23 protein-coding genes and 1 pseudogene are annotated in these 24,693 nt (G+C 73.3%); 20 read left to right on the forward strand and 4 right to left on the reverse strand.

Translation table 11 applies throughout. The annotated features are described in order from the left end of the window. The first annotated feature begins 6 nt into the window (after window positions 1-6). The 17 genes and pseudogenes from hrcA (at window position 7) to D9753_RS24010 (ending at window position 17,979) form a co-directional block, all read left to right on the forward strand. Window positions 7-1,023 carry a heat-inducible transcriptional repressor HrcA gene (hrcA, locus tag D9753_RS23930; RefSeq protein WP_121788861.1) on the forward strand — a complete coding sequence of 339 codons (1,017 nt, stop codon included), beginning with the start codon at window positions 7-9 and terminating at the stop codon, window positions 1,021-1,023. Further along, complete coding sequence (gene dnaJ / locus D9753_RS23935; protein ID WP_121788862.1) at window positions 1,024-2,160, forward strand: molecular chaperone DnaJ; 1,137 nt, start codon at window positions 1,024-1,026, stop codon at window positions 2,158-2,160. A 220-nt stretch (window positions 2,161-2,380) separates the two neighbouring features. Further along, a complete protein-coding gene (locus D9753_RS23940) occupies window positions 2,381-3,511 on the forward strand; it encodes a nitronate monooxygenase (RefSeq protein ID WP_121788863.1) in 1,131 nt (376 codons plus the stop codon). Then, on the forward strand, window positions 3,508-4,248 hold the full coding sequence (locus D9753_RS23945) for a 16S rRNA (uracil(1498)-N(3))-methyltransferase (protein WP_121788864.1): 741 nt from the start codon (window positions 3,508-3,510) through the stop codon (window positions 4,246-4,248). Before D9753_RS23940 ends, D9753_RS23945 begins: the two co-directional genes overlap by 4 nt. A 16-nt stretch (window positions 4,249-4,264) precedes the next feature. After that, on the forward strand, window positions 4,265-4,657 hold the full coding sequence (locus tag D9753_RS23950; protein WP_121788865.1) for a VOC family protein: 393 nt from the start codon (window positions 4,265-4,267) through the stop codon (window positions 4,655-4,657). Between the two features lie 121 nt (window positions 4,658-4,778). Further along, on the forward strand, window positions 4,779-5,318 hold the full coding sequence (locus tag D9753_RS23955) for a hypothetical protein (protein WP_240468267.1): 540 nt from the start codon (window positions 4,779-4,781) through the stop codon (window positions 5,316-5,318). Between the two features lie 46 nt (window positions 5,319-5,364). Further along, window positions 5,365-8,583 (forward strand): S41 family peptidase, encoded by a 3,219-nt coding sequence (locus D9753_RS23960; RefSeq protein ID WP_121788867.1) that lies wholly within the window; start codon window positions 5,365-5,367, stop codon window positions 8,581-8,583. An 89-nt stretch (window positions 8,584-8,672) separates the two neighbouring features. Further along, window positions 8,673-9,026 carry a histidine triad nucleotide-binding protein gene (locus D9753_RS23965; protein WP_121788868.1) on the forward strand — a complete coding sequence of 118 codons (354 nt, stop codon included), beginning with the start codon at window positions 8,673-8,675 and terminating at the stop codon, window positions 9,024-9,026. A gap of 5 nt (window positions 9,027-9,031) precedes the next feature. Beyond that, window positions 9,032-9,937: a ribonuclease Z gene (locus D9753_RS23970; protein WP_121788869.1), complete on the forward strand. Its 906-nt coding sequence runs from the start codon at window positions 9,032-9,034 to the stop codon at window positions 9,935-9,937. Between the two features lie 20 nt (window positions 9,938-9,957). Beyond that, the gene (locus tag D9753_RS23975) at window positions 9,958-10,962 is read left to right on the forward strand and encodes an adenosine deaminase (protein WP_121788870.1); all 1,005 of its coding nucleotides are present in this window, start codon (window positions 9,958-9,960) and stop codon (window positions 10,960-10,962) included. A gap of 187 nt (window positions 10,963-11,149) precedes the next feature. Then, a pseudogene (locus tag D9753_RS23980) lies at window positions 11,150-12,069 on the forward strand (5-dehydro-4-deoxyglucarate dehydratase). Further along, a complete protein-coding gene (locus D9753_RS23985) occupies window positions 12,066-13,355 on the forward strand; it encodes a glucarate dehydratase family protein (RefSeq protein ID WP_121788871.1) in 1,290 nt (429 codons plus the stop codon). Before D9753_RS23980 ends, D9753_RS23985 begins: the two are co-directional and overlap by 4 nt. A gap of 84 nt (window positions 13,356-13,439) precedes the next feature. After that, window positions 13,440-14,573 (forward strand): carbohydrate kinase family protein, encoded by a 1,134-nt coding sequence (locus D9753_RS23990; protein WP_240468488.1) that lies wholly within the window; start codon window positions 13,440-13,442, stop codon window positions 14,571-14,573. Between the two features lie 152 nt (window positions 14,574-14,725). Next, window positions 14,726-15,805, forward strand: coding sequence for a PhoH family protein (locus D9753_RS23995; protein WP_121788872.1), 1,080 nt, complete (start codon window positions 14,726-14,728; stop codon window positions 15,803-15,805). A gap of 12 nt (window positions 15,806-15,817) precedes the next feature. Further along, window positions 15,818-16,315 carry an rRNA maturation RNase YbeY gene (gene ybeY, locus D9753_RS24000; protein ID WP_121788873.1) on the forward strand — a complete coding sequence of 166 codons (498 nt, stop codon included), beginning with the start codon at window positions 15,818-15,820 and terminating at the stop codon, window positions 16,313-16,315. A gap of 6 nt (window positions 16,316-16,321) precedes the next feature. After that, complete coding sequence (locus D9753_RS24005) at window positions 16,322-17,623, forward strand: hemolysin family protein (protein WP_121788874.1); 1,302 nt, start codon at window positions 16,322-16,324, stop codon at window positions 17,621-17,623. Beyond that, window positions 17,620-17,979 (forward strand): MmcQ/YjbR family DNA-binding protein, encoded by a 360-nt coding sequence (locus D9753_RS24010; RefSeq protein WP_121788875.1) that lies wholly within the window; start codon window positions 17,620-17,622, stop codon window positions 17,977-17,979. Before D9753_RS24005 ends, D9753_RS24010 begins: the two co-directional genes overlap by 4 nt. Window positions 17,980-18,086: 107 nt before the next feature. On the opposite strand, the gene D9753_RS24015 is transcribed toward D9753_RS24010, so the two are convergent. After that, window positions 18,087-19,508 (reverse strand): MFS transporter, encoded by a 1,422-nt coding sequence (locus D9753_RS24015; protein ID WP_121788876.1) that lies wholly within the window; start codon window positions 19,506-19,508, stop codon window positions 18,087-18,089. 148 nt (window positions 19,509-19,656) lie between these two features. Here D9753_RS24015 and D9753_RS24020 point away from each other — a divergent pair, with 148 nt between their 5' ends. Next, window positions 19,657-20,478, forward strand: coding sequence for a helix-turn-helix transcriptional regulator (locus D9753_RS24020; RefSeq protein ID WP_240468489.1), 822 nt, complete (start codon window positions 19,657-19,659; stop codon window positions 20,476-20,478). A 29-nt stretch (window positions 20,479-20,507) separates the two neighbouring features. Further along, window positions 20,508-20,861: a cytidine/deoxycytidylate deaminase family protein gene (locus D9753_RS24025; RefSeq protein ID WP_121788878.1), complete on the forward strand. Its 354-nt coding sequence runs from the start codon at window positions 20,508-20,510 to the stop codon at window positions 20,859-20,861. A gap of 43 nt (window positions 20,862-20,904) precedes the next feature. Here the strand turns inward: D9753_RS24025 and D9753_RS24030 are convergent, their stop codons facing one another. Together D9753_RS24030 and D9753_RS24035 are read right to left on the reverse strand one after the other, a co-directional pair. After that, window positions 20,905-21,243, reverse strand: a complete 339-nt coding sequence (locus D9753_RS24030) for a P-II family nitrogen regulator (RefSeq protein WP_121788879.1) — start codon at window positions 21,241-21,243, stop codon at window positions 20,905-20,907. Next, complete coding sequence (locus tag D9753_RS24035) at window positions 21,240-22,550, reverse strand: ammonium transporter (RefSeq protein WP_121788880.1); 1,311 nt, start codon at window positions 22,548-22,550, stop codon at window positions 21,240-21,242. Before D9753_RS24035 ends, D9753_RS24030 begins: the two co-directional genes overlap by 4 nt. Before the next feature lie 175 nt (window positions 22,551-22,725). Here D9753_RS24035 and era point away from each other — a divergent pair, with 175 nt between their 5' ends. Next, window positions 22,726-23,679: a GTPase Era gene (gene era / locus D9753_RS24040; protein ID WP_121788881.1), complete on the forward strand. Its 954-nt coding sequence runs from the start codon at window positions 22,726-22,728 to the stop codon at window positions 23,677-23,679. Between the two features lie 25 nt (window positions 23,680-23,704). Here the strand turns inward: era and D9753_RS24045 are convergent, their stop codons facing one another. Continuing rightward, a complete protein-coding gene (locus D9753_RS24045; protein ID WP_121788882.1) occupies window positions 23,705-24,583 on the reverse strand; it encodes a helix-turn-helix transcriptional regulator in 879 nt (292 codons plus the stop codon). Window positions 24,584-24,693: the final 110 nt, after the last annotated feature.

Genomic DNA, 24,693 nt, shown 5'->3' on the forward strand with positions numbered 1-24,693 from the left:
GCGCGGATGCTGAGTGAACGCAGGCTTCAGGTGCTGCGCGCCATCGTCCAGGACTACGTCGGCACCGAGGAGCCGGTGGGCTCCAAGGCGCTCACCGAGCGGCACAGCCTCGGCGTATCCCCGGCGACCGTCCGCAACGACATGGCGGCCCTGGAGGACGAGGGGTACATCGCCCAGCCGCACACCAGCGCGGGGCGCATCCCCACCGACAAGGGCTACCGGCTGTTCGTGGACAAGCTCGCCGGCGTCAAGCCGATGACCGGGCCCGAGCGGCGGGCCATCCAGAACTTCCTGGGGGGCGCCGTCGACCTCGACGACGTCGTGGCGCGCACGGTCCGGCTGCTGGCGCAACTGACCCGCCAGGTCGCCGTCGTGCAGTACCCCTCGCTGACCCGGTCCACGGTCCGGCACGTGGAGCTGCTCTCGCTGGCTCCCGCGCGGGTGATGCTGGTGCTGATCACGGACACCGGCCGGGTCGAGCAGCGGATGGTCGACTGCCCGGCGCCGTTCGGCGAGGCGTCGCTGGCGGATCTGCGGGCGCGGCTGAACAGCCGGGTCGCGGGCCGCCGCTTCGCGGACGTGCCGAAACTGGTCGAGGACCTGCCGGAGGCCTTCGAGCACGAGGACCGAGGTACGGTCTCCACAGTGCTCTCCACTCTTCTGGAGACACTCGTCGAGGAGAACGAGGAGCGGCTGATGATCGGCGGTACCGCCAATCTCACCCGCTTCGGGCACGACTTCCCCCTCACGATCCGGCCCGTCCTGGAGGCCCTGGAGGAGCAGGTCGTGCTCCTCAAGCTCCTGGGCGAGGCGAAGGACCCCGGCGTGACCGTGCGCATCGGCCACGAGAACGCCCATGAAGGACTCAACTCCACCTCCGTCGTGTCGGTGGGCTACGGTTCGGGCGGCGAGGCAGTCGCCAAGCTCGGCGTGGTCGGACCGACCCGCATGGACTACCCGGGAACGATGGGAGCGGTACGCGCAGTGGCACGGTACGTCGGACAGATCCTGGCGGAGTCGTAAGTGGCCACGGACTACTACGCCGTTCTCGGCGTGCGCCGCGACGCGTCGCAGGATGAGATCAAGAAGGCGTTCCGCAGGCTCGCTCGCGAGCTGCATCCGGACGTCAACCCCGATCCGAAGACCCAGGAGCGGTTCAAGGAGATCAACGCCGCCTACGAGGTGTTGTCGGACCCGCAGAAGAAGCAGGTCTACGACCTCGGCGGCGATCCGCTCTCCCAGTCGGGCGGGGCCGGTGCGGGCGGTTTCGGCGCCGGCGGCTTCGGCAACTTCTCCGACATCATGGACGCGTTCTTCGGTACGGCGTCGCAGCGCGGGCCGCGCTCGCGCACACGGCGCGGCCAGGATGCGATGATCCGCATCGAGATCGAGCTGGACGAGGCGGCCTTCGGGACGACCAAGGACATCCAGGTCGACACCGCCGTCGTCTGCAACACCTGCAACGGCGAGGGCGCGGCCCCGGGCACGTCGGCGCAGACGTGTGACATGTGCCGCGGCCGTGGCGAGGTGTCGCAGGTCACCCGGTCCTTCCTGGGCCAGGTCATGACCTCCCGGCCCTGCCCCCAGTGCCAGGGCTTCGGCACGGTGGTGCCGACCCCCTGCCCGGAGTGCGCCGGCGACGGCCGTGTCCGCTCGCGCCGCACGCTCACCGTGAAGATCCCGGCCGGCGTCGACAACGGCACGCGGATCCAGCTCGCCGGTGAGGGCGAGGTCGGCCCCGGCGGCGGTCCGGCCGGTGACCTGTACGTCGAGATCCACGAGCTGCCGCACGCGATGTTCCAGCGGCGCGGTGACGACCTGCACTGCACGGTCACTGTCCCGATGACGGCGGCGGCCCTCGGCACGAAGGTGCCGCTGGAGACCCTGGACGGCATGGAGGAGGTCGACATCCGGCCCGGCACCCAGTCCGGCCAGTCGATCCCGCTGCACGACCGGGGCGTGACCCACCTGCGCGGCGGCGGCCGGGGTGACCTGATCGTCCACGTCGAGGTCATGACCCCGACCAAGCTCGACCCCGAGCAGGAACGCCTCCTGCGTGAACTGGCCAAGCTGCGCGGCGAGGAACGCCCCCAGGGCCAGTTCCAGCCGGGGCAGCAGGGTCTGTTCTCCCGGCTGAAGGACGCCTTCAACGGCCGCTGAGGCGGTCGAGGGACGCGTGCGACGGCCGCCGAGGCGGCTGACGGACGCTTCGGCCGGCCGCCGAGCCGGGCGGCCGGGGGCGGTCGCAGCCGGTCGGGGAGTCGCCGGGGAGTGGCCGGGGATTTGCGGGGGTCGGCCCCCGCAAATCCCCTTGTGCCACCGGCCTGTGCGACGGAAACCCGGATTCGGTCCCGTACGGGGGACGTGACACCATGCGGTCATGTCCTCCGCACTGACCGATCTCTTCCCCCACCCGATCGTGCAGGCCCCCATGGCGGGCGGCGTCTCCGTGCCCCAGCTCGTCGCCGCCGTCTGCGAGGCCGGCGGGCTCGGGTTCCTCGCCGCCGGGTACAAGACCGCCGACGGCATGTACCAGGAGATCAAGCGGCTGCGGGGACTGACGGCCCGCCCCTTCGGCGTGAACGTGTTCATGCCGCAGCCGGAGCACCCCGGCGCGGCCACCGGCATCAGCGCGCCGGCCGGCGCCGCGCCCTCGTCCGGCGCCGTCGAGGTGTACGCCCACCAGTTGGCCGGTGAGGCCGCCTGGTACGAGACCGAGCTGGGGGACCCGGACAGCGGCCGGGACGACGGCTACGAGGCCAAGCTCGCCGTGCTGCTCGACAACCCGGTGCCGGTGGTCTCCTTCCACTTCGGCGTGCCGAGCCGCGAGGTGCTCGACCGGTTCCGCCGGGCGGGCACGTTCACCCTGGTCACCGCGACCACCGCGGAGGAGGCCCGCGCGGTCGAACGGGCCGGCGCGGATGCGGTGATCGCCCAGGGCGTGGAGGCCGGCGGTCACCAGGGCACCCACCGGGACCTCCCGGAGAACGACGGCTCCGGCATCGGACTGCTGTCGCTGGTCACGCAGATCCGCGAGACGGTCCGCGTCCCGGTCGTGGCGGCCGGCGGCATCATGCGCGGCGGCCAGATCGCCGCAGTCCTCGCGGCCGGTGCGAGCGCGGCCCAGTTGGGCACCGCGTTCCTCGCCACCCCCGAGTCCGGCGCGCACGCCCTGCACAAGCAGGCGCTGACCAACCCCCTGTTCGCCCGCACCGAGCTGACCCGCGCCTTCTCCGGCCGCCCGGCCCGCGGCCTGGTCAACCGCTTCCTGCGCGAGCACGGCCCGTACGCGCCCGCCGCCTACCCGGACGTCCACCACATGACGGCACCCCTGCGCAAGGCCGCCGCGAAGGCCGGGGACGCGCAGGGCATGGCGCTGTGGGCGGGCCAGGGACACCGGCTGGTCCGGGCGCTGCCGGCCGGTGAGCTGGTGGAGGTGCTGGCGGCCGAACTCGCCGAGGCCAGGGGAGCGTTGTCGGACCTGCCGCGGACCGGAGGTGAGGCGCGATGACCGCCCCCGTCTTCGTCGTGGAGCAACTCGAACGGATCGGGCCGGAGTTCGTGCTCGACGGCCCCGAGGGACGGCACGCCGTGTCCGTGAAGCGGCTGCGGCCGGGCGAGGACGTGGTCCTCACCGACGGGCGCGGGCGCTGGGCGGAGGGCGTCGTCAAGGCCGCCGAGGGCAAGGACCGCCTGGTGGTCACGGACCTGGAGTCGGTGCACGAGGAGCCCCCGGCCGCCCCGCGGATCACCGTCGTCCAGGCCCTGCCCAAGGGCGACCGCGGAGAACTGGCCGTGGAGACGATGACCGAGGTCGGTGTCGACGCCGTCGTGCCCTGGCAGGCGTCCCGTTGCATCACCCAGTGGAAGGGCGACCGCGGTCTGAAGGCCCTCGGCAAGTGGCGGGCCACCGCCCGGGAGGCCGGCAAGCAGTCCCGCCGGGTCCGCTTCCCCGAGGTCGGGGACACGGCGACGACGAGACAGGTGGCCGAGCTGCTCGCCCGCGCCGACCTCGCCGCCGTCCTGCACGAGAGCGGCGACGAGCGCCTCGCCACCGCCGCGCTCCCCGCCCACGGCGAGATCGTGCTGGTCGTCGGCCCCGAGGGCGGTGTCTCCCCCGAGGAGCTGGCCCTGTTCGCCGAGGCGGGCGCGAGGCCGTACGTCCTCGGTCCCACCGTGCTGCGTACGTCCACCGCCGGCACCGCCGCCGCGGCCCTCCTGCTGGGCCGCACCGGCCGCTGGTCCTGACCGCCCGGGAGACGCCGTGGAACTCGCCCACATCCGGCTCCTCGTCACCGACTTCGCCGCCTGCTACCGCTTCTACGCCGACGTGCTCGGCCTCACCCCGCAGTCCGGCGCGGAGCGGGGCCCGTACGAGAAGTTCACCCCGCACGCCGGCTCCGCCGGCATCGCGCTCCAGGACCGCGCCATGATGGCCGGGGTCCTGGCCGAGCTGGGCGGGACCGCGACCGGCCACCGCTCCCTGGTCGTGCTGCGGGTGGACGATCTCGACGCCTGCTGCGCGCGGATCACCGCCCGCGGCGCGACGCTGCTGCACGGCCCGGCCCCCCTGACCGACCGCATGCGGGTGGCCTACCTGAAGGACCCGGAGGGCAACCTCGTCGAACTCCAGGAGTGGCTGCTGCTGCGCGGCTGACCGCGACGGCCGGGACGGCGCGCCCGCCGTGTGCGGGTGCCGGACGGGGACGGTCCCCCGGACGGGTGAGTGGCCGTATGCGGTCTACCGCGCCGCCCGGGCCGGTGGCACGCTGCCCTGTATGGCGGCATGGGGACGGATGCGGAACGGCTCGCGGGCGATGGCCGTGGCGGGGCTCGTCGTGCTGGCCACGGGTGCCGCGGTGGCGTGCCGGCCGGGCGGGCTCGGCTCCATGACCGTCGCGTACACCACCGACCGGACCGCCACCGCCGCGCTGGAACGGCGGCACGTCGACGTCGCCTGGCTCACCTGCACCGGCAGTGACGGTGGCGGACGCACGCACGGCACCTCATCCGGGCCGGGCGAGATCACCGTCGTCTCCGTCGACTGCCAGGGCCGCACGGGCGACGGGCGGAAGATCGCCGTCACCGGACAGGTGACCAAGGTTGTCGACGGCGCCTGCGTGCGCGGGGACCTGACGGCGAAGGCCGGCGGCAGACAGGTCTTCCACGTCGACGGGCTCGGCGACTGCGCGGCCCGGCCCGGACCGACGTACCGCCCGCCCACGGTGGGACGGCCGCAGCCCGCCGTGACCGTCACCGTCACCCGGACCCTGTGGTGCCGGACCGAGGCCGCCTGCGGGTCCGTGCGGGGCAAGTGATCGGAACCGGCAGCGGGGCGCACCGGGCGCTGCGTAGAGTGACGGCGTGACTCAGGGTGCCTCCACGGGAACCACGGCGACCGCCGCCTATCTCCGATTCCCCCATCCGCACGGCGACTTGGTGACCTTCGTCGCCGAGGACGACGTCTGGCTCGCGCCGCTCGACGGCGGCCGGGCCTGGCGGGTCAGCGCCGACAACCGGCCGGTGTCGCTGCCCCGGATATCCCCGGACGGCAGACACCTCGCCTGGACGTCCACCCGGGACGGCGCCCCCGAGGTGCATGTCGCCCCGGTCGACGGCGGCCCCGCCGAGCGGCTGACGTACTGGGGCGCCCACCGTACCGAGGTGCGCGGCTGGACGGCGGACGGGCGGGTGCTCGTGCTCGGCGCGCACGGCCGGCACAGCTCCCGGCACACCTGGGCGCACGCCGTCCCGCTCGACGGCGGACCCGCCGAGACCCTGCCGTACGGGCCGGTCGGCGACGTGGCGCCGGGGCCGGCGACCGTGCTGCTGTCCGCGCCGATGGGCCGCGAGGCCGCCTACTGGAAGCGCTACCGGGGCGGTACGGCGGGAAAGCTGTGGATCGACCACGACGGCGACGGCCGGTTCGTGCGACTGCACGCGGACATCGCCGGGAACATCGAGTGCCCGGTGTGGGCCGGCGACCGGATCGCCTTCCTCTCCGACCACGAGGGCACCGGAGCCGTCTACTCCTCCCTCGCCGACGGCTCCGACCTGCGCCGGCACACCCCCCTCGGGGGTTTCTACGCCCGGCACGCGGCCGGTGACGGCGAGCGGGTCGTCTACAGCTCGGCCGGTGAACTCTGGCTTCTGGACGACCTGGAGGGCGCCGAGCCGCGCCGCCTGGACGTAACGCTGGGCGGGCCCCGGACGGACCTGCGGCCACGCCAGGTCAACGCCGCCCGCTGGTTCGGCGAGGCGTCCCCCGACCACACCGCGCGCGGCAGCGCCGTGTGCGTGCGCGGCGGCATCCACTGGGTCACCCACCGCTCCGGACCCGCCCGCGCCCTCGCCGCCACCCCCGGCGTGCGCGCCCGGATGCCGCGCGCCTTCCGCGCCGCGGGCGAGGAGTGGGCGGTGTGGGTGACGGACGCCGAGGGCGACGACGCCCTGGAGTTCGCCCCCGCGACCGGCACCGTGCCCGGCGCCCCGCCCCGCCGGCTCGCCGCCGGGCAGCTCGGCCGGGTCATGGAGCTGGCCGTGGCGCCCGACGGCAGCCGGGCCGCCGTCGCCGCGCACGACGGCCGGCTGCTGCTCGTCGAACGCGAGACCGGCGAGGTCCGCGAGGTCGACCGCAGCGACGACGGCGAGGTCTCCGGCCTCACCTTCTCCCCCGACTCCGCCTGGCTCGCCTGGGCCCACCCCGGCCCCCGCCCGCTGTCCCAGCTACGCCTCGCCCACACCACCGACCTGTCGGTCACCGAGGCGACCCCGCTGCGCTTCCAGGACTACGCGCCCGCCTTCACCCTCGACGGCCGGCACCTCGCGTTCCTCTCCAACCGCGCCTTCGACCCGGTCTACGACGAACACGTCTTCGACCTCGCGTTCGTGGTCGGCGCCCGCCCGCACCTGATCACACTGGCCGCCACGACACCCTCGCCGTTCGGCCCGCAGCGTCACGGCCGTTCCTTCGAGACGCCGGACAAGGACGAGACCCCCGACAGCGAGGGCACCCCCGCCACCCGCATCGACCTCGAGGGGCTCGCCGACCGGATCGTGCCCTTCCCGGTCGAGGCCGGCCGCTACTCCACGCTGCGCGCCGCCAAGGACGGCGTCCTCTGGCTGCGCCACCCCGTGCAGGGCGTCCTCGGTGCCGCCCGCGCCCATCCCGAGGACCCCGACCCGCACACCGAGCTGGAGCGCTACGACCTGGCCCAGCGCCGCCTGGAGCATCTCGCCCCCGACGCCGACCACTTCGAGGTCAGCGGCGACGGCCGGCGCGTGCTGCTGTGGAGCGACGGCCGCCTGCGGGTCGTCCCCGGCGACCGCCGTACCGGCGCCGACGACGACGGCGACACCAGCGTCACCGTCGATCTCGCCCGCGTCCGGCAGACCGTCGACCCGGCCGCCGAGTGGCGGCAGATGTACGACGAGACCGGCCGCCTCATGCGCGACCACTTCTGGCGCCCCGACCTCGGCGGCGTCGACTGGGACGGCGTCCTCGACCGCTACCGCCCGCTGCTCGGCCGCCTCGCCTCCCACAGCGACCTCGTCGACCTGCTGTGGGAGGTGCAGGGCGAACTCGGCACCTCGCACGCCTACGTCGTCCCGGGCGGTGGTTCCGGCGGCGGTGCCCGGCACGGTCTGCTCGGTGCCGACATCTCCCGCCACGAGGACGGCACCTGGCGCATCGACCGCATCCTGCCCGCGGAGACCTCCGACCCGGACGCCCGCTCCCCGCTCGCCGCACCCGGGGTCGCCGTCCGCCCCGGGGACGCGATCATCGCCGTGGCCGGGCACCCCGTCGACCCGGTGCGGGGCCCCGGCCCCCTCCTGGCGGGCACGGCCGGCCACCCCGTCGAGCTGACCGTCTCCCCGGCCGCCGGCGGCGAACCCCGCCACCCGGTCGTCGTCCCCGTCGCCGACGAGGAACCCCTGCGCTACCACGCCTGGGTCGCCGACCGCCGCGCCCACGTCCACGCCGTCTCCGGCGGCCGGCTCGGCTACCTCCACGTGCCCGACATGCAGGCACCCGGCTGGGCGCAGATCCACCGCGACCTGCGGGTCGAGGTCACCCGCGAGGGCCTCGTGGTCGACGTCCGCGAGAACCGCGGCGGCCACACCTCCCAGCTCGTCGTGGAGAAACTGGCCCGCCGGGTCATCGGCTGGGACCTCGCGCGCGGGATGCGGCCCACCAGCTACCCCCTGGACGCGCCCCGCGGCCCGGTCGTCGCCGTCGCCAACGAGTTCTCCGGCTCCGACGGCGACATCGTCAACGCGGCCGTCAAGGCGCTCGGCATCGGCCCGGTCGTCGGCACCCGCACCTGGGGCGGTGTCATCGGTATCGACAGCCGCTACCACCTGGTCGACGGCACCCTGGTCACCCAGCCGAAGTACGCGATGTGGCTGGAGGGTTCCGGCTGGGACGTGGAGAACCACGGCGTGGACCCCGACGTGGAGGTCGTCCAGCGGCCGCAGGACTGGGTGGAGGGCAGGGACGCCCAACTGGACGCGGCCGTCGGACTCGCGCTGGCGGCACTGGAGTCGGTACCGGCGAAGACCCCGCCGGACCTGCCGGCCTGAGGGGCGCGAGCGACCGCGCCGACCGGCCACGGACCACCCGTCACCGAACCACTACGATGCCCACGGTATCGATCACAGGAGGCACACGCATGGCCGGCGAACCGCAGGACGACTGCCTGTTCTGCAAGATCGTGGCGGGCGGGATCCCGGCGACGATCGTCCGTGAGACCGAGACGACCCTGGCGTTCAGGGACATAAACCCCCAGGCACCCACCCACGTCCTGGTGATCCCCAAAGCCCACTACGAGAACGCCGCCGCCCTTGCCGCCGGCGCCCCGCAGATCGCGGCCGACGTCCTCGCCGAGACCCGGGCCGTGGCCGAGGGGGAGGGGCTGGAAAGCTACCGCACCGTCTTCAACACCGGTGCGGGCGCCGGCCAGACCGTGTGGCACGCCCACGCCCACGTCCTCGGCGGCCGTGGCCTCGAGTGGCCCCCCGGATAGGCGTCGTGTCCGTCCGTGAACTGGTGGTCCTCGGCACCGCCAGCCAGGTCCCCACCCGGCACCGCAACCACAACGGCTACCTGCTGCGGTGGGACGGCGAGGGCATCCTGTTCGATCCCGGCGAGGGTACCCAGCGGCAGATGCTGCGCGCCGGGGTCGCCGCCCACGACCTGAACCGGATCTGCGTCACGCACTTCCACGGCGACCACTCCCTGGGCCTGGCGGGTGTCATCCAGCGGATCAACCTCGACCGGGTGCCGCACGAGATCACCGCCCACTACCCGCGCTCCGGCCAGGTGTTCTTCGACCGCCTGCGGCACGCGACCGCCTACCGGGAGACGGTCGCCCTCACCGAGGTCCCGGTCGCCGCCGACGGCGTCCTCGCCGTGACCCCGTCGTACACCGTGGAGGCCCGCCGGCTCTCCCACCCCGTCGAGTCCTACGGCTACCGGCTCGTCGAACCCGACGGGCGCCGCATGCTGCCCGACCGGCTCGCCGCGCTCGGGGTCGCGGGTCCCGACGTCGGCGTGCTCCAGCGCGCGGGCCGGGTCGGGGACGTGTCGCTGGAGGACGTCAGCGAGGTGCGGCGCGGGCAGCGGTTCGCGTTCGTCATGGACACACGTCTCTGCGACGGCGTCCACGCGCTCGCTGAGGGCTGCGACCTGCTCGTCATCGAGTCCACGTTCCTCGACGAGGACGAGCCGCTGGCCGTCGAGCACGGGCATCTGACCGCCGGTCAGGCCGCCCGGGTGGCGCGCGACGCCGGCGTACGGCACCTGGTTCTGACCCATTTCAGCCAGCGCTACACCGACCCGGAGGAGTTCGAGCGGCAGGCGCGGGCGGCGGGCTTCGAGGGCGAGCTGACCGTGGCCCACGACCTGCTCCGCGTACCGGTTCCGAAAAGGCGGTAAAGCACCCGTACGATGCTTTGATGCCCCTCCCGAAAGCAGAACTGCACCTCCACATCGAAGGCACCCTGGAGCCCGAGCTGGCGTTCGCGCTGGCCGCGCGCAACGGCGTCGAGCTGCCGTACGCCGACACGGAAGCGCTCCGTGAGGCCTACCGCTTCGAGGACCTCCAGTCCTTCCTCAACCTGTACTACGAGCTGATGGCCGTCCTGCGCACCGAGCAGGACTTCGCCGATCTGGCGGACGCCTACCTCGCCCGTGCCGCCGCGCAGGGCGTGCGGCACGCCGAGATCTTCTTCGACCCGCAGGCCCACCTGGCCCGGGGGGTGGCCATGGGCACGGTCGTGGAGGGGCTGTGGCGGGCGCTCGGCCGCAGCGAGGAGCGGCACGGCGTCTCCACCCGGCTGATCATGTGCTTCCTGCGGGACGAGTCCGCCGAGTCGGCCCTGGCGACGCTGGAGGCCGCGCGGCCGTACCTGGACCGGATCACCGGGGTCGGCCTGGACTCCGCCGAGGTCGGGCACCCGCCGGTGAAGTTCCGCGAGGTGTACGACGCCGCCGCCGCGCTCGGGCTGCGCCGTGTCGCGCACGCCGGCGAGGAGGGGCCGCCCGAGTACGTCACCGAGGCCCTGGACGTGCTCGGTGTGGAGCGCGTCGACCACGGCCTGCGCTGCATGGAGGACCCGGCGCTGGTCGAGCGGCTGGTCCGGGACCGCGTCCCGCTCACCCTGTGCCCGCTGTCCAACGTGCGGCTGCGCGCCGTGGACACCCTGGCGGACCATCCGCTGCCGGCCATGCTCGACGCCGGCCTGCTGTGCACGGTCAACTCCGACGACCCCGCGTACTTCGGCGGGTACGCCGACGACAACTTCGCGGCGGTGGGCACGGTCCTGGGCCTGTCCCGGGACCGGCTGCGCGAGCTGGCCCGCAACTCCTTCCTCGCCTCCTTCCTGGAGGACGACGAGGACCGCAGGGCCCGCTACCTCGCCGAGGTCGACGCCTACGAGTTCGGCGACACCGTGGCGTAGGCCCCCCGCTCCCGGCGGGGACCTCTCCGCCGGGGGTGATCCGGGTCACGTCGCCGTCCGGGGATGGCGGACAGAAGGGCGACCGTCTAGCCTCTGTTCTTATATGTGACCTCTATTCATAAGAGGAGATGGTCCAGTGGGCGGTGACCCGGCTCCGCAGGACGTGGCGCGGCGGCTGCGGGAGGGGATGGCGCGCGGCGTGCTGTCCTTCCCGCTCACCGCCTTCCACGACGACGGCACCCTCGATCCCGACGGCTTCCGCGCCCATGCCGCCGACCAGCTCGCCGCCGGGCCCGGCGCCCTCTTCCCGGCCTGCGGCACCGGCGAGTTCTTCTCCCTGGACGAGGGCGAGTACCGCACGGTCGTCACCGTCGCCGTCGAGGAGGCGGCCCGCGGCGAGGGCCCCCGGGCAGGTGGCAGGGTGCCCGTCGTCGCCGGCACCGGATACGGCTGGGCGCAGGCCGCCCGGTTCGCGCGGATCGCCGAGGAGGCCGGCGCCGACGCCCTGCTCGTGCTGCCGCACTACCTGGTCGCCGCCCCGCAGGACGGCCTCGCCGCCCGGCTGGAGCGGCTCGCCGCCCGTACCCGGCTGCCCCTGATCGCCTACCAGCGCGGCCAGGTCGCCTACGGCGTCGACGCCTTGCGGCGCATCGCGCGCGTCCCGAACGTCATCGGCCTCAAGGACGGGCACAGCGACCTCGACCGCCTCCAGCGCCTCACCCTCGCCGTCCCCGACGGCTTCCTCTTCTTCAACGGCGCCGCCACCGCCGAGATCCAGGCCCGCGCCTACGCGGCCGTCGGTGTCCCCGCCTACTCCTCCGCCGTCCACGCCTTCGCCCCGAGATCGCCGGCGCCTTCCGCACCGCGCTGCGCGAGGAGGACCACGGCACCGTCGACGCGCTGCTGCGCGCCTTCTACGTCCCCTTCGTCGAACTCCGCGACCGCGCACCCGGATACGCCGTGTCCCTGGTGAAGGCGGCGGCCCGGCTGCGCGGACGGCGCGTCGGTCCCGTACGCGCCCCGCTCACCGACCCCGCGCCCGCCGATCTCGCCGCCCTGAAGGCCCTCCTCGCCACCGGACTCGACCTCGTGGGAGCCTCCCTGTGACCCGTGACCTGACCATCACCGAGGTGCGGCTGACGCCGATCCTGGTCGCCGACCCGCCGCTGCTCAACACCCAGGGGGTGCACCAGCCGTACACCCCCCGGCTGATCGTGGAGGTCGTGACCGCCGACGGGATCACCGGGCTCGGCGAGACCTACGGCGACACCAAGTACCTCGAACTGGCACGGCCGCTGGCCGGGCGGCTCACCGGACGCTCGGTCATGGATGTGAACGGCCTGTTCGGGATCGACCTCGCCGTGGACGCCTCCCGGGTCGAGGGCCAGGCGGACGCCGGCGGGCTTCGCGGCGTGCAGAGCGCCGACAAGCTGCGGCTGTCCGTGCTCTCCGCCTTCGAGGTCGCCTGCCTCGACGCCCAGGGCAGGGCGCTCGGCCTGCCCGTGCACGCGCTGCTCGGCGGCAGGGTCCGGGACGCCGTCGAGTACAGCGCCTACCTCTTCTACAAGTGGGCCGCCCACCCGGCGGGCGTCCCCGCCGAACCCGACGAGTGGGGCCCCGCCCTGGACCCGGCCGGGGTGGTGGCACAGGCGCGCCGGCTGCGGGAGCTGCACGGCTTCGGCTCCTTCAAGCTCAAGGGCGGCGTCCTCCCGCCCGAGGAGGAGACCGCCGCCGTACGCGCCCTCGCCGAGGCCTTCCCCGGGCGTCCGCTGCGCCTGGACCCCAACGGCGCCTGGTCGGTGGCGACCTCGCTGAAGGTGGCGGCGGAACTCGGGGACGTCCTGGAGTACCTGGAGGACCCGACGCTGGGCACCCCCGGGATGGCCGCCGTGGCCGCGGGCACGGACGTCCCCCTCGCGACCAACATGTGCGTGACGACCTTCGGCGAGATCAGGGAGGCGTTCGAGCGGCACGCCGTGCAGGTCGTCCTCTCCGACCACCACTACTGGGGCGGGCTGCGCAACACCCAGCACCTCGCCGCGATCTGCGCCGCCTTCGGGGTCGGGGTGTCCATGCACTCCAACACGCATCTGGGCATCAGCCTCGCCGCGATGACCCAGGTGGCGTCCACGGTCCCCGGCCTGCACCACGCGTGCGACTCCCACTACCCCTGGCAGTCCGAGGACGTCCTCACCGAGCGGCTCGTCCTCGAGGGCGGCCGGATCGCGGTGGGCGACGCCCCCGGCCTCGGCGTGGAGCTGGACCGCGACGAGCTGGCCCGGCTGCACCGGCGCTGGGCCGCGGACGACGGCGGGTACCGGGACCGCGACGACGCGGCGGCGATGCGGGTGGCCGAGCCGCACTGGCGGCCCCCGGTGATGCCCCGCTGGTGACCAGGGGCGTGCGGCGTCCCGGAGGGTGGCCTGGTGCACACTGGCCAGAACCGCACCACCGTCAGGGAGCGCACCGTGACCCCGTTGCACACGGCCACCGGAGAGGAACCGGAACACCTCACGCAGGCAGCGCGCGGCCAGGACCAGGTCGATCCGCTCGCCGCGCTGCGCGCCCCGGGGGACCCGCCCTGGGACGTGTACCTCACCGGCACGGTCTTCCTCGACATCGTCTTCACCGGCCTGGACTCGGCGCCCGTGCGCGGCACCGAGTCCTGGGCCCGGGGCATGGGGTCCAGCCCCGGCGGGGTCGCCAACATGGCCGCCGCCCTGGCCCGGCTCGGCCTGCGCACCTCCCTCGCCGCGGCCTTCGGTGACGACCACTACGGCGACTACTGCTGGGACGTGCTCGCCCGGGGCGAGGGCATCGACCTCTCGGCCTCGCGGACCGTGCCCGGCTGGCACTCCCCGGTGACCGTCTCCATGGCGTACGAGGGGGAGCGGACCATGGTCTCCCACGGGCACGAGCCGCCGCCCGAGGAGCCGGCGCCCCACTGCCCGCCCCCCGCGCGCGCGGCCGTCGCCTCCCTCACGCCCTCCGCGCGGGCCCCGTGGATCGCGCAGGCCGCGCGGAAGGGCACCCGGATCTTCGCCGACGTCGGCTGGGACGAGACGGGCGCGTGGGACCTGGCCGGGCTGGCCGACCTGGAGCACTGCGAGGCGTTCCTGCCCAACGCGGAGGAGGCCATGCGGTACACGGGGGCGGACTGTCCGCGGGCCGCCGCGCGCGCCCTGACCGAGCGGGTGCCGGTGGCCGTGGTGACGCTGGGGGCGCAGGGGGCGTACGCGGTGGACCGGCGTACGGGCGAGACGGCGGAGGTGCCGGCCATCGCGGTGGAGGCGCTCGATCCGACGGGGGCCGGGGACGTGTTCGTCGCCGGGTTCGTGACGGGGTCGCTGGCGGGCTGGCCGCTGGCCGACCGGCTGGCCTTCGCGGGGCTCACCGCGGCGCTGTCGGTGCAGGAGTTCGGGGGGTCGCTGTCGGCGCCGGGCTGGTCGGAGATCGGGGCGTGGTGGCGCCGGGTGCAGTCCCTGCCGGGACAGGAGCCGAAGGCGCTGCGGCGGTACGCGTTCCTCGACGGGCTGGTGCCGTGGGAGCTGGACCGGCCGTGGCCGCTGCGCCGGGCGGTGCCGACCATCGGGTTCCGGCGCTCCGGCTGACCCGCCGCGGGTCCGCGGCCCCGGTGCGGGTGCGCAGTTGTGGGAAAAGACCTTCGGTGTTGTCAGTCCCGCGTCGTACGCTTGGTAGCGCGAGGCCGCCCACAGCAGCGCGGCCGTGACGAGGAGGAAGCGCAGGCCTTCAGCGCCGGCCCATGACAGAGACACCCACAGCTCACACCCCCGCGCAGGAGCAGGCGAGAGCCCGGTTCACCGTCCCCGCACAGCACCCCATGGTGACCGTGCTGGGCTCCGGCGACGCCCTCCTGCGGGTGATCGAGAGGGCCTTCCCGGCGGCCGACATCCACGTCCGGGGCAATGAGATCAGCGCGGCGGGCGACCCGGTCGACGTGGCCCTGATCGCGCGCGTGTTCGACGAGATGATGCTGGTGCTCCGCACCGGGCAGCCGATGACGGAGGACGCAGTGGAACGCTCGATCGCCATGCTCAAGGCGAGCGAGAACGGGACGAGCGACGGGCCGGAGACCCCGGCAGAGGTGCTCACGCAGAACATCCTGTCCTCGCGCGGTCGCACGATCCGCCCCAAGACCCTCAACCAGAAGCGCTACGTCGACGCCATCGACAAGCACACGATCGTCTTCGGCATCGGCCCCGCCGGCACCGGCAAGACCTACCTGGCCATGGCCAAGGCCGTCCAGGCCCTCCAGTCCAAGCAGGTCAACCGGATCATCCTGACCCGGCCCGCGGTCGAGGCGGGGGAGCGGCTCGGGTTCCTGCCGGGCACGCTCTACGAGAAGATCGACCCCTATCTGCGCCCGCTGTACGACGCGCTGCACGACATGCTCGACCCGGACTCCATCCCGCGGCTCATGGCCGCCGGGACGATCGAGGTCGCGCCGCTCGCGTACATGCGTGGACGCACGCTCAACGACGCCTTCATCATCCTGGACGAGGCCCAGAACACGAGCCCCGAACAGATGAAGATGTTCCTCACCCGCCTCGGTTTCGAGTCGAAGATCGTGATCACGGGTGACGTGACGCAGGTCGACCTGCCCAACGGGCAGAAGTCGGGTCTGCGGCAGGTGCAGGAGATCCTCGAAGGGGTCGACGACGTCCATTTCTCCCGGCTGTCGTCCCAGGACGTCGTCCGGCACAAGCTGGTGGGCCGTATCGTCGACGCGTACGAGGAGTACGACAGCAAGCACGGCACGGAGAACGGCACGCACAAGGGCGGCCGTGGCAGGACCGGCGCCAAGGCTCCCCAGGGGAAGTAGACCAGCACGACCATGTCGATCGACGTCAACAACGAGTCCGGTACCGAGGTCGACGAGCAGGCGATCCTCGACGTCGCCCGCTACGCGCTCGCGCGGATGCGCATCCACCCGCTCTCCGAACTCTCGGTGATCGTCGTGGACGCCGACGCCATGGAGCAGCTCCACATCCAGTGGATGGACCTGCCGGGTCCGACCGATGTCATGTCCTTCCCGATGGACGAGCTGCGCCCGCCGTCCAAGGACGACGAGGAGCCGCCGCAGGGGCTGCTCGGCGACATCGTGCTGTGCCCGGAGGTCGCCGCCCGGCAGGGCGCGGAAGCGCCGACGCAGCACACCATGGACGAGGAGCTGCACCTGCTCACCGTCCACGGTGTGCTGCACCTGCTCGGCTACGACCACGAGGAGCCCGACGAGAAGGCCGAGATGTTCGGGCTCCAGGCCGCCATCGTGGACGGGTGGCGGGCCGAGCACGGCCTGACCGGCCCCTCCCCGGCGCCGACCGTCTCGTAGCCGCCCATGTCCGTGCAGATCGTGGTCGGCGCGATCGCGCTGGTCGTCGTCGCCTGGCTCGCCGCCTGCGCCGAGGCGGGCCTGGCGCGGGTCTCCAGCTTCCGCGCCGAGGAGGCCGTCAAGTCCGGCCGCCGGGGCAGCGCCAAGCTCGCCCAGCTCGCCGCCGACCCCACCCGCTACCTCAACCTTGCCCTGCTGGTCCGTGTCGCCTGCGAGATGGCGGCGGCGGCCCTGGTGACCTACGCCTGCCTCAAGGAGTTCACGGCCACCTGGCAGGCGCTGCTCGTCGCCATCGGCGTGATGGTGCTCGTGTCGTACGTCGCCGTCGGCGTCTCCCCGCGCACCATCGGCCGGCAGCATCCGCTGAACACGGCGACCGCGGCGGCCTACGTGCTGCTGCCGCTCGCCCGCGTGATGGGCCCGATCCCCTCGCTGCTGATCCTCATCGGCAACGCGCTGACCCCCGGCCGGGGCTTCCGGCGCGGCCCCTTCGCCTCCGAGGCGGAGCTGCGCGCGCTGGTCGACCTCGCCGAGAAGGAGTCGCTGATCGAGGACGAGGAGCGCCGCATGGTGCACTCGGTCTTCGAGCTGGGCGACACCCTGGTCCGCGAGGTGATGGTGCCGCGCACCGACCTCGTGGTGATCGAGCGGTACAAGACCATCCGGCAGGCCCTCACCCTCGCCCTGCGCTCCGGGTTCTCCCGGATCCCGGTCACCGGGGAGAGCGAGGACGACATCGTCGGGATCGTGTATCTGAAGGACCTGGTCCGCAAGACGCACATCAGCCGGGACGCGGAGGGCGACCTGGTGTCCACGGCCATGCGTCCGGCCGTCTTCGTGCCCGACACCAAGAACGCCGGCGACCTGCTGCGCGAGATGCAGAAGGAACGCAACCACGTCGCCGTCGTCATCGACGAGTACGGCGGCACCGCCGGGATCGTCACCATCGAGGACATCCTGGAGGAGATCGTCGGCGAGATCACCGACGAGTACGACCGGGAACTCCCGCCGGTCGAGGACCTCGGCGACGACCGCTTCCGGGTCACCGCCCGTCTGGACATCACCGACCTCGGCGAGCTGTACGGCCTGGACGAGTACGACGACGAGGACGTGGAGACCGTCGGCGGGCTGCTCGCCAAGGCGCTCGGCCGGGTGCCCATCGCCGGCGCGTCCGCCGAGGTCGACCTGCCCGACGGGCGCCGGCTCCAGCTTACGGCGGAGGCCGCGGCCGGACGCCGGAACAAGATCGTCACGGTCCTGGTGGAGCCGCTCCCCGTGGCCGTCGCCGGGGAGGGCCGGACCGGATGACCCCCCAGGAGCTGCGCGCCTTCTGCCTGTCCTTCGGCGCGGCCGTGGAGGACTTCCCGTTCAGCCCGGAGATCTCGGTCTTCAAGGTGCTGGGCAAGATGTTCGCCCTGACGAACCTGGACGCGCGGCCCCTGACGGTCAACCTCAAGTGCGACCCCGAGGACGCGATCCGGCTGCGCGGCGAGCACGAGGGGCTGATCGTGCCGGGCTGGCACATGAACAAACGCCACTGGAACACCGTGACGGCCGACGCGGCACTCCCCGACCGCCTCGTGAAAGAGCTGGTCGAGGACTCGTACGACCTGGTCGTCGCCGGCCTGCCGAGGTCGGAGCGGCTGCGCCTGGACCGGCCGTGACATCCGGTGCCGGGACGCGGTGACCCTGTGCCGGAGGGGGTGACCGTCCCCCTGGCCGACGGCGCGCGCGGCCGTGCGGTGGGCACGGCCGCGCGGAGCGACATCGTTCAGTTGCCGGACCGGTCGCGGCGCAGGCCCAGGCCGACCAGGACGGCGGCGGCCAGGACGACCGCCGCGTCGAGGGCGAGGACCGTGTGGACGCCCGCCAGCAGGTCGCCCGAGGTGGTGGCCAGGACGCCCAGCACCGGGATGCCGACCGTGATGCCGACCTGCTGGGTGGAGGTCACCAGGCCGGTGGCCAGGCCCTGTTCCTCGTCCGCGACACCGGAGGTGACGGTCAGGCCGTACGAGACGATCGCGCCCAGGTGGCACATGCTCGCCAGGGACAAGGCGGCCGTGGCGAGCCACACCGACCAGGTGTGGGCGTTCAGCAGCAGCAGGGCCGCGATCAGCGCGCCCTGACCCGCCAGCGAGCCGACCAGCGTGCGGCGGGCGCCGAAGCGGCCGATCACCTTGGCGGCGAGGCTGCCGGCGACGGCCGACAGCACGCCCTGGACGCCGAAGACGAGGCCGGTCTCGAAGGCCGACAGGCGCAGGACCTCCTGGAGGTACAGGGTCAGGACGAAGACGACCGTCGACATCATCGAGAAGGTGACCAGACCGCCCACGTTGCCCCAGGCCACCGTGCGCCGGCGCAGCATGGGCAGGGAGACCAGGGGGGCCGCCGAGCGGGACTCCACGACCGTGAACGCGGTCAGCAGCAGCAGGCCGGCGGCGAGTGCCGTGATGACGTCCGCGCGGCCGAAGCCGTGGTCGGCGGCCGTGGACAGGGCGTAGATCAGCGACAGCAGACCGGTGGTGACGGTGACCGCGCCGGGCACGTCCAGGCGCGGGCGGTCCGGGGTGCGCGACTCCGGCAGCAGGCTCGGGGCCAGCGGCAGCACGAGCAGCGCGAACACCGTGAGGAGGGCCATCGTGGAGCGCCAGCCGAACGCGTCGGTCAGCACACCGCCCGCGACCATGCCGACGGTGAAGCCCAGCGAGAGCAGCGTGCCGGAGATGCCGAGGGCGCGGTCGCGGGCCGGGCCCTCAGGGAAGGTCGTGGTCAGCAGGGACATGCCGGCCGGGACGATCGCCGCCGCGCCGAGACCCTGCAGGGCCCGCCCGGCCAGGAAGGACGCCGGGTCCCAGGCCAGGGTCGCCAGCAGCGAGGCCGCGCCGAACAGGGACAGGCCGGCCAGGAACAGCCGGCGGCGGCCGTACAGGTCGCCGATGCGGCCGAAGAGGAGCAGGAAGCCGCCGGAGGGCAGTGCGAACGCGGTGACCGCCCACTGGAGGGCGGAGCGGCTCATGCCGAGGTCCGAACCCAGCTCCGGCAGGGCCACGTTGAGGACGGAGAAGTCCAGCGCGACCATGAACTGGGCCGCGCACAGCACGAACAGGACGAGCCTGTCGCGCGTCGACAGCCGGGGGGTGCCGAGCGGCGCGTCCGCGGGAGTGGTGGGTCGGGTGGTGGTGTCGATCGCCATGGCACGAGCTTGGGGCGGCCGGAACAATCGTGGGGAGTCAGAACTTATGGTGGTGGTGGCACCACCGGACACGACGGGGGAGGAGCGGCGCGTGCCTGCTGCGGAGGCGACGAGGAGTCATCGGCGGGACGAGCTGCGCGAGTTCCTGATGAGCAGGCGGGCCCGGGTCAGTCCCGAGGACGCCGGGCTGCCGGGCGGCGGGGGCCGGCGCCGCACGCCCGGGCTGCGCCGGGAGGAGGTCGCCGTGCTCGCAGGCGTGGGCGCCTCCTGGTACCAGTGGCTGGAGCAGGGGCGGGACATCTCCGTCTCGCCGCAGGTCCTCGACGCCGTCGCCCGGGTGCTGCGGTTGAGCGACGCCGAGCGCCGGCACCTGTATCTGCTGGCCGGTACGAACCCGCCCGCGCCCCAGGTCGTGCCCGGGAGGGCGGACATGTGCGACGGGCTGCGGCGGCTGATCGACACCTGGATGCCGTACCCGGCCCACATCATGGACCCGTACTACAACTGCGTGATGTACAACGACGCGGCGTCGCTGGTCCTCGGCATGCGGCCGGACACCACCCAGAACTGCCTCGTCGACTTCTTCACCGATCCGCTGTACCGCTCGCGCAGCAACAGTTGGGAGCGCAACGCGCGTACGGTCGTGGCGCAGTTCAGGGCCGCGTGCGCGGCCCGGCCGGACGACGAGGGGTTCCAGGCGGTGCTCGCCGAGGTGTCGGCGAGCAGCCCGGAGTTCAGGGCGCTGTGGGCCGAGCGGGACATCGAGGACCAGGGGCAGGTCCGCAAGGAGCTGGGCCATCCCCTGGTCGGGCTGTTGGTCGTGGAGTCCACGGTGATGAAGGTGCCGGCCCGCCCCGATCTGATGATCGTGCTGCACACGCCGCTGGACGAGGCGAACACCGCGGCCAAACTGGAGTGGCTGGCCTCGCCGGAGGGCCGCCGGGGAGCGATGTACCCCGTGGCCGGATGACCGGCCCCCGGGCTTCGTATGCTCTGGGCATGACCGAGAGCAACGCGCTTGACCCCGAAGACCGCAAGATCGTCACCCTGGCCCGCTCGGCGCGGGCCCGCAACGGTGTGCCCGAGGGGGCGGCCGTACGGGACGAGACCGGGCGGACCTACGTCGCCGGGTCGGTGGAGCTGGCCTCGCTGAGCCTCAGCGCCCTGCGCACCGCCGTGGCGATGGCCGTGGCGTCCGGCGCGACGTCGCTGGAGGCGGCGGCCGTGGTGAGCGACGCGGAGTCCGTGCCGGCCGCCGACCTGGCCGCCGTAGCCGATCTCGGCGGTGCGGGAACGCCGGTGCTGCTCGCCGGCGCCGACGGAACGGTCCGCCTCACCGTCCCCGCCGGCTGATCCGTCCCCGCCGGCTGATCCGGCCGCCCCGGGGTGGCGCCGGTCAGAGCGCGTCGGGGCCGCGCTCGCCGGTCCGTACCCGCACGACCGTCTCCACGGGGACGGCCCATACCTTGCCGTCCCCGATCTTCCCGGTGTGCGCGGCCCCGACGATCGCGTCGATCACGTCGTCGGCGACCGCGTCCTCCACCACGACCTCGATGCGCACCTTCGGCACCAGGTCGACGCGGTACTCGGCCCCCCGGTACACCTCGGTGTGACCACGCTGCCGGCCGTACCCGCTCGCCTCGGTCACGGTCAGACCGTGCACCCCCAGTTCCTGGAGGGCGGTCTTGACCTCGTCCAGACGGTACGGCTTGACGATCGCGGTGATGAGCTTCATGCCTGGTTGCTGACCTTCTGGCCGGAGGAGAGGACGGAGGCGCTGACCGGGGCGCCGTGGCCCAGTACACCGTGATCGTATGCCGTCTCGGCGTGCACGGTAAGGTCCAGGCCGGTGTGCTCCTGCTCCTCGCTCGCCCGGAAGCCCAGCACCCGGTCGATCAGTTTCCCGAGTCCGTACGTCACCGCGAACGCGTACCCCGCGACGACCACCACGGCGAGAAGCTGTTTCCCGAACGGGGCGAGCCCGCCGCCGTAGAACAGCCCCTGGGGGCCGCCGGTCATCGCCTTCTCGGCGAACAGGCCGATCAGCAGCGTGCCGATGACCCCGCCGACCAGGTGCACACCGACGACGTCGAGGGAGTCGTCGTAGTTCAGCCGGAACTTCCAGCTCACCGCGTACGAGCAGACGACACCGGCGGCCAGGCCCACGGCGAGCGCGCCCAGCACGGAGACCGTCCCGCACGAGGGGGTGATCGCGACCAGGCCCGCCACCGCGCCGGACGCCGCGCCCAGGGTGGTCGGGTGGCCGTCGCGCCGCTGCTCGACGAAGAGCCAGCCGAGCAGGCCGGTGCAGCCGGCGGCGAGCGTGTTGAGGAACGCGGCGGCGGCGAGGCCGTTCGCGCCGAGCGCGGAACCCGCGTTGAAGCCGAACCAGCCGAACCACAGCAGACCCGCGCCGAGCATCACCATCGGCAGGTTGTGCGGGCGCATGGCGTCCCTCTTGAAGCCCAGCCGCGGCCCGAGGACCAGGCACAGGGCCAGTCCGGAGGCGCCGGAGGTGATCTCGACGGGCAGACCGCCGGCGAAGTCGAGGGCGCCGAGCCGCTCCATGATCCAGCCGCCGGGACCCCACACCCAGTGGGTGACCGGCACGTAGACGAGCAGGGTCCACACCGGTACGAAGACCAGCCACGCCGCGAACCGCGTGCGGTCGGCGACCGCGCCGCTGATCAGCGCGGCCGTGACGACCGCGAAGGTAAGCTGGAAGGTCGCGAAGAGCAGTGTCGGCACCGAGCCGTGGACGCTGTCGGGGCCGAGCCCGCTCATGCCGGCGTGTCCCAGGCCGCCGATCAGTCCGCCGAAGGAGTCGTCCCCGAAGGCCAGGGAGTAGCCGGCCGCCAGCCACACCACCGTGACCAGGGCGATCGACACGAAGCTCATCATCAGCATGTTGAGGACGCTCTTGGTGCGGACCATGCCGCCGTAGAACAGGGCGAGGCCCGGGGTCATCAGCAGGACGAGGGCGGTGGCGGCGAGCAGCCAGGCGGTGTCGCCGGTGTCGACGTGGGGTGCGGCCAGGGTCACGGGCGTCTCCAACGGTGTGCGGGCTCGTCAGAGGGTCACCGGTGGGCGTTTCCGGTCGCGTACGGGTGTGTTTCCGTGACGTTTCGTTGCGTGCGGGTTTCCGGAAGCTCACGGGTGGAAGGCGGTGACGGACGCTGGTACGGCGGGGCTCCGTGAATCAGGGAGAATGGGCGGCATGAGTGTTCGTACCCAGTCATCCGAGCAGCCGGCGGAGACCATCCACCGCGCCGGCTTCGCCTGCTTCGTGGGCCGGCCCAACGCGGGCAAGTCCACCCTCACGAACGCTCTGGTCGGGCAGAAGGTGGCGATCACCTCCAACCGCCCCCAGACGACCCGGCACACCGTGCGGGGCATCGTGCACCGCCCGGACGCGCAGTTGATCCTGGTGGACACCCCCGGGCTGCACAAGCCGCGCACGCTGCTCGGCGAGCGCCTCAACGACGTGGTCCGCACCACGTGGGCCGAGGTCGACGTGATCGGCTTCTGCCTGCCCGCCGACCAGAAGATCGGCCCCGGTGACCGCTTCATCGCCAAGGAACTCGCGGGCATCCGGAAGACCCCCAAGATCGCCGTCGTCACCAAGACGGACCTCGTCGACAGCAAGACCCTCGCCGAGCAGCTGATCGCCATCGACCAGATGAGCAAGGAGCTGGGCTTCGAGTGGGCCGAGATCGTCCCGGTGTCGGCGGTCGGGTCCAAGCAGGTCGACCTGCTCGCCGACCTGCTGGTCCCCCTCCTGCCGGAAAGCCCCGCGCTCTACCCCGAGGGCGACCTCACGGACGAGCCCGAGCAGGTGATGGTGGCCGAGCTGATCCGCGAGGCCGCGCTGGAGGGCGTCCGCGACGAACTGCCGCACTCCATCGCGGTGGTCGTGGAGGAGATGCTGCCCCGCGAGGACCGTCCCGCCGACCGCCCGCTGCTGGACATCCACGCCAACGTCTACATCGAACGCCCCAGCCAGAAGGGCATCATCATCGGCCCCAAGGGCAAGCGCCTGAAGGAGGTCGGCATCAGGTCCCGCCAGCAGATCGAGGCGCTCCTGGGCACGCCGGTCTTCCTGGACCTGCACGTCAAGGTGGCCAAGGACTGGCAGCGCGACCCCAAGCAGCTACGCAAGCTGGGCTTCTAGCCCGGGCGCTGCCGGACCGCGGCCGTCAGGGGGCAGTACCCCGGGTGCCGCCCAGCGGGGTGGTGCCCGGCCGCATGTCCTGCGTGCCCACCACCCGCAGTAGCTGGAGGCGGTCATGGGACTCCGTGCCCGGGCGGGCCGTGTGCAGGACGAGCTGGTTCCGCCCGCCGTGGCTGAGCAGGACCTCGCAGTCCAGTTCCAGCAGGCCCACCACCGGGTGCAGGAAACGTTTGACGGCCGGGCGGCGCCGGGACACCTCGTGCTCGGTCCACAGCCGCGCGAACTCCTCGCTCCCTGCCCGCAGTTCGGCCACGAGGGTGGCCGGCTCCGGGTCGTCGGGCCGGGACGCCGCCACCGCGCGCAGGTTGGCCACGTGGTCACGGGCGTGCCCCGGGAGGTCCTCGGGCGGGAAGAGCGCGCGGGCCGTGGGGTCCAGGAAGAACCGCCGGGTCAGGTTCCGCTCGCGCACCGGGCGGGCCGACGCGTCGCCGACCAGCGCCTTCGCCAGCGCGTTCTGCGCCAGCACCGCGCCGCAGTCCGTGACCACCTGCGCCGGTGAGTCGTACAGCCGGTCCAGGACGAGCAGCAGCCCCGGCCGGACGTGCGCCGTGGCCGCGTCCCGGCGCGGCGGCTCCTCGCCCACCAGGTGGAAGAGGTGGTCGCGTTCGTCGTCGGTCAGCCGCAGCGCGCGGGCCAGCGCCGTGAGCATCTGCCGGGACGGGCGCGGACCCCGGCGCTGCTCCAGCCGCGTGTAGTAGTCCACCGACATCCCGGCCAGCGCGGCCACCTCCTCCCGGCGCAGTCCGGGGGTACGGCGGCGGGCGCCGGGCGCGAGGCCCACGTCGGCCGGTTCCAGGCGGGCGCGGCCACGGCGCAGGAAGTCGGCGAGTTCGGCTCGGTTCACCCCTCCAGCGTGCGGCAGACCATGCGGGTTATCCAGGGACCGCCGGTCCCCCGATCGGGAGGTCTCTCCCGCCGTCGCCGCCCGCGGCGGAGGCTGGGAGCACCGAACGA

Source organism: Streptomyces dangxiongensis, from assembly GCF_003675325.1.
Classification (GTDB): Bacteria; Actinomycetota; Actinomycetes; order Streptomycetales; family Streptomycetaceae; genus Streptomyces; species Streptomyces dangxiongensis.